This is a genomic window from Mycobacterium asiaticum (genome assembly GCF_001668675.1).
Taxonomy (GTDB): Bacteria; Actinomycetota; Actinomycetes; order Mycobacteriales; family Mycobacteriaceae; genus Mycobacterium; species Mycobacterium asiaticum_D.
Genome location: NZ_LZKQ01000322.1, coordinates 1 through 4,471 on the forward strand (window position 1 = coordinate 1; position 4,471 = coordinate 4,471).

Annotated in this window: 4 protein-coding genes; 2 read left to right on the forward strand and 2 right to left on the reverse strand. The window is 67.4% G+C overall.

The window, feature by feature from the left end; genetic code table 11:
- The first annotated feature begins 42 nt into the window (after positions 1–42).
- On the forward strand, positions 43–1,020 hold the full coding sequence (locus tag A9X01_RS26455; protein WP_065123543.1) for an NAD(P)/FAD-dependent oxidoreductase: 978 nt from the start codon (positions 43–45) through the stop codon (positions 1,018–1,020).
- On the opposite strand, the gene A9X01_RS26460 is transcribed toward A9X01_RS26455, so the two are convergent.
- Positions 1,021–1,833, reverse strand: coding sequence for a crotonase/enoyl-CoA hydratase family protein (locus A9X01_RS26460; protein WP_065123540.1), 813 nt, complete (start codon positions 1,831–1,833; stop codon positions 1,021–1,023). It abuts the gene before it with no gap.
- Positions 1,830–2,978: a thiolase family protein gene (locus A9X01_RS26465; RefSeq protein WP_065123541.1), complete on the reverse strand. Its 1,149-nt coding sequence runs from the start codon at positions 2,976–2,978 to the stop codon at positions 1,830–1,832. Before A9X01_RS26465 ends, A9X01_RS26460 begins: the two co-directional genes overlap by 4 nt.
- 387 nt (positions 2,979–3,365) lie before the next feature.
- On the opposite strand from A9X01_RS26465, the gene A9X01_RS26470 reads away from it, so the two are divergent.
- Positions 3,366–4,471: 13E12 repeat family protein (locus tag A9X01_RS26470; protein ID WP_065123542.1), on the forward strand; the 1,106-nt coding region annotated here is incomplete at its 3' end.

A 4,471-nucleotide genomic window follows, 5' to 3' on the forward strand; every position in this document is an offset into this window, starting at 1 on the left:
GTGCACCAACGGCAACGCGATTCCTTCGACCACCACCGCAACATAATTCGGGTGGTGCAGGTACCGTTACAGGCGCGCAGGCAAGGACTTTCGGTGCTGGTGGCCGAGCCGCGCGAGAACCCGATCGACAAGGCGTGCGGTGAGGGTCTGATGCCCGGTGGGCTGGCCGAACTCACCTCGCTCGGCGTCGACCCGGCCGGCATGCCGTTTCGCGGGATCGCCTACGTCAGCGAGAACCGGCGTGCCGAGGCACGGTTCCGCACCGGTCCCGGGCGCGGGGTGCGACGTACCACGCTGCACGCGGCGCTGGCGGCGCGCGCCAAAGAGCAAGACACCGAATGGATTCGGACGAAGGTGACCACCGTCACGCAGGACGCTCACGGGGTGAACGCGGCGGGTGTGCGCACCAGGTGGCTGGTGGGCGCCGATGGACTGCACTCGGCGGTCCGGCGCGCGGTCGGTATCCCGGCGATGACGGGAACACCCCGCCGGCATGGGTTGCGCTGGCACTACCGAGTGCCGGCCTGGTCGGAGTTCGTCGAGGTGCACTGGTCGCGGTTGGGCGAGGCATACGTGACGCCGGTGGAACCGGACCTGGTCGGAGTCGCCATTCTGTCCCGGCAGCGACCGGACATCAATTGGTTTCCTTGGCTGGCAAAGCATTTGGACGCCGGCAGCCGTGGGCAGGCGCGCGGTTGCGGCCCGCTGCGGCAGGTGGTGTCGCGCCGCGTCGCCGGCCGGGTGCTGCTGGTGGGCGACGCTGCTGGCTACGAGGACGCGCTGACCGGCGAAGGCATCAGCCTGGCCGTCAAGCAGGCGGCCGCAGTGGTCCGCGCGATCGTCGACGACGCACCGGAGTCGTACGAGCGCTCGTGGCACCGCGTGACCCGTGACTACCGGCTGCTGACCCGCGGGCTGGTGCTGGCCAGCACACCGAACGCGGCTCGCCGCGCCATCGTGCCGACATGTGCCACATTGTCGCCCCTATTCCGTTGGGGCGTCAATATTCTGGCGTCCTAGTTAACGCGCCTTCCAGACCGGCTGGCGCTTCTCGGCGAAGGCCAGTGGCCCCTCGCGGGCGTCCTCGGAGCGGATCAGCGTGGCCATCTCGCGCATGGTGCGCTCCCAGCCGGCTTCCTCGGAGGCGATGACGCCCCCGTCGACGCCATAGGCGATGCGTTTGCTGGCCTGCACCGACAGCGGGGCGTTTCCGGTCACCCGCGCGGCCAGCGCCAGCGCGGCATCCAGCACCGAACCCTCGCCGACCACCTGGTTGATCAGCCCCCACTCGGCAGCGTCGGATGCCGTCAGCGGCTCGCCGGTCAGCAACAGCTCCATCGCGACCTTGCGGGGCAACTGGTCCACGATCCGGAACACCCCGCCGGCGGCGGCGATCAGCCCGCGCTTGACCTCCGGCAGCCCGAACTGAGCCCGCTCGTCGGCCACCACCAGGTCACTGGCCAGCGCCAGTTCGGTGCCGCCGCCCAGTGCGGTGCCGTTCACCGCGGCAATGGTCGGCTTGTCGATGAAGTGGTGCACGTAACCGGCGAAGCCCCACTCCGGGCGCTCCGGGTGGTAGATGTTCTCCCGCCGCGAGATCGCCTTGAGGTCGGCACCGGCGCAGAAGGATTTGTCTCCTGCGCCGGTGATGACGACCGCCCGTACCTCGGGATCCTGCTGCGCCTCGTCGAGCGCGTTGCCCACGGCAATGCTGACGGCGCCGTTGACCGCGTTGCGCGCCTCTGGCCGGTTGATCGTGATGATCAACACATTGCCGCGACGCTCGGTGAGCGCGCCCGGCTGGGCTTCGGAGCCGTTGCCGGCCTCCGTCACAGCAGCTCCAGGATGGTCGCGTTGGCCTGGCCACCACCCTCGCACATGGTCTGCAGGCCGTAACGAATTCCCTTGTCGCGCATGTGGTACAGCAGCGTGGTCATGATGCGGGCACCGGAGCCGCCGAGCGGGTGGCCCAGCGCGATCGCACCGCCGTTAGGGTTCAGCTTCTTCTCGTCGGCCCCGATGTCCTTGAGCCAGGCCAGCGGAACCGGCGCGAAGGCCTCGTTGACCTCGTAGGCGCCGATGTCGTCGATGGACAACCCGGAGCGCTTGAGCACCTTCTGGGTGGCCGGGATGGGCGCGGTCAGCATGATCACCGGGTCGGCGCCGGCCAGGGTTGCCGTGTGCACCTTGGCGATCGGCTTCATGCCGAGTTCTTTGGCCTTCTCGGCGGACATGAACAGCAGTGCCGCCGAGCCGTCGGAGATCTGCGAGGAGTTGCCGGCGTGAATCACGCCGTCCTCTTTGAAGGCCGGCTTCAGGGAGGCCATCTTCTCCATCGGGGTGCCGCGGCGGATGCCCTCGTCCTTGAGGACAACGGTGCCCTCGGAGTCTTTGATGCCGACGATCTGGTCGTCGAAGGCGCCGGAATCCTGTGCAGCAGCAGCTTTTTCGTGGGAGTCGAGGGAGAACTGATCGAGATCCAAGCGAGAGAAGCCCCACTGCTCGGCGATCATCTCCGCGCCGATGCCCTGGTTAGGAATCTTGCCGTCGTAACGGCCCAGGAAGTTCTCCGGGTACGGCCGGCCGCCGTTGGCCAGCGACGCGCCCATCGGCGTGCGAGACATCGACTCCACACCGCCGGCAACCACCACGTCGTAGTGACCGGCCACCACGCCGGCCGCCGCGAAGTGCACGGACTGCTGGCTGGATCCGCACTGCCGATCCACGGTGACGCCGGGCACGGTCTCGGGCCAACCCGCCGTCAGCAGCGCGGTGCGGCCGATGTCGAGGGCCTGCTCGCCGGCCTGCATGACGCAACCCCAGATGACGTCGTCGACCAGTTCGGGGTCGATGCCGGCCTTGGTTACCAATCCGTTGAGGACCTGCGCCGATAGCTCGGCCGGGTGAACGCCGGACAAGCCGCCGTTGCGCTTGCCGATCGGGGAACGCACTGCCTCGACGATGACTGCTTCAGCCATGGGATGTCTCCTTTGACAAGTTTGAGTACCTCGATTGTCAACCAAGGGGTTGGCCGGTGCGGGGGCGGGGTGCCATTTAGCTATAAAACCTATGCTTTTGTCGTCGGCGACGTCGCAGAGAGATCGCAACCCTCACGTGGTCACCGACGATCTCGGCGGCCACCCAGGCGCGGAGGTCCTGAAGCGTACTCGGCTTGCGCGACCGGCATGAGACAAGCTTTGAGGGTCGGCAGCGGGAGTCCTACGACTGTTCTCCCGGGCGGACGCGCAAGCGTGCTTAGACGTATCAAGACGTTGATTGGTTCTATGCTCAAAGCTGTTGCATATCTTGACGATTGCGACTTTCGTGACGAAATTCTTGTCAGTGGCTCCGCATAGCATGTGGCTATGGTTGCGAGTTCGCGTGAGGAGATCGTGGCGGTCTTCGACGCGCTCGATGCCGAGGCGGAGCGGTTGTCTGCGTTGTCCTTTGACGCGCTCACCACACCTGAGCTGATGCGGGCCCTGGACCGGTTGGAACGCGACGAGCGCCGCAAACGCGCCGTGCGCCATGCGTTGATCAACCAACTGCAGGCACGCGCGAGCACCGAAGAACTCGGCGGCACCCTGGCGAGCGCGATGGCCGACCGGTTGCGGATCACCAAAGCCGAAGCCTCCCGGCGCATCGCCGAAGCCGAGGAGTTGGGTCCGCGGCGGGCGTTGACCGGGCAACCGTTGGCGCCGCTGTTGATCGCGACCGCGGCCGCCCAGTGCCGGGGTCTGATCGGTGACGCGCATGTGAAGGTGATCCGCCGGTTCTTCGCCAACCTGCCCCACCACGTCGATGTCTTCACCCGCGAAGCCGCCGAAGCCGACCTGGCCGGCCGGGCGTGCGAGTTTCGCCCCGATCAGGTCGCCGCCTACGCCCGCAAACTCATGACCACCCTGCACCCCGACGGGGACTACTCGGATGAGGACCGCGCCCGTAAACGCGGCGTCGTGTTGGGCAACCAGGACTACGACGGGATGAGCCGTATCAGCGGGCTGATCACCCCCGAACTGCGCGCGTTGTTTGAAGCTCTGCTCGCCGCCCTGGCCGCCCCCGGCACACCCGACACCGACAGCGCTGACAGCGTGGGTTCCGATATCCGTAGCACCGGCCAGCGCAACCACGACGCCCTGATCGCCGCCATCCGGGCACTGTTCGCCTCCGGCGAGTTGGGCCAGCACCGCGGCCTACCCGTGACTGTCATCGTCACCACCACGTTGAAGGATCTTGAGGCCGGCGCCGGTAAGGCCCGCACCAGCGGCGGGTCCCTGCTGCCGATGGCTGATCTGATCCGCATGGCCGCCCAGGCCCATCACTATCTGGCGGTCTTCGACGACGCCAAACCCCTCGCTTTGTATCACGCCAAGCGGCTGGCTTCACCGGCTCAGCGGCTCATGCTGCACGCCCTGGACCGCGGCTGCACCCGCCCGGGCTGCGACCAACCCGCCTACCACAGCGAGGTCCA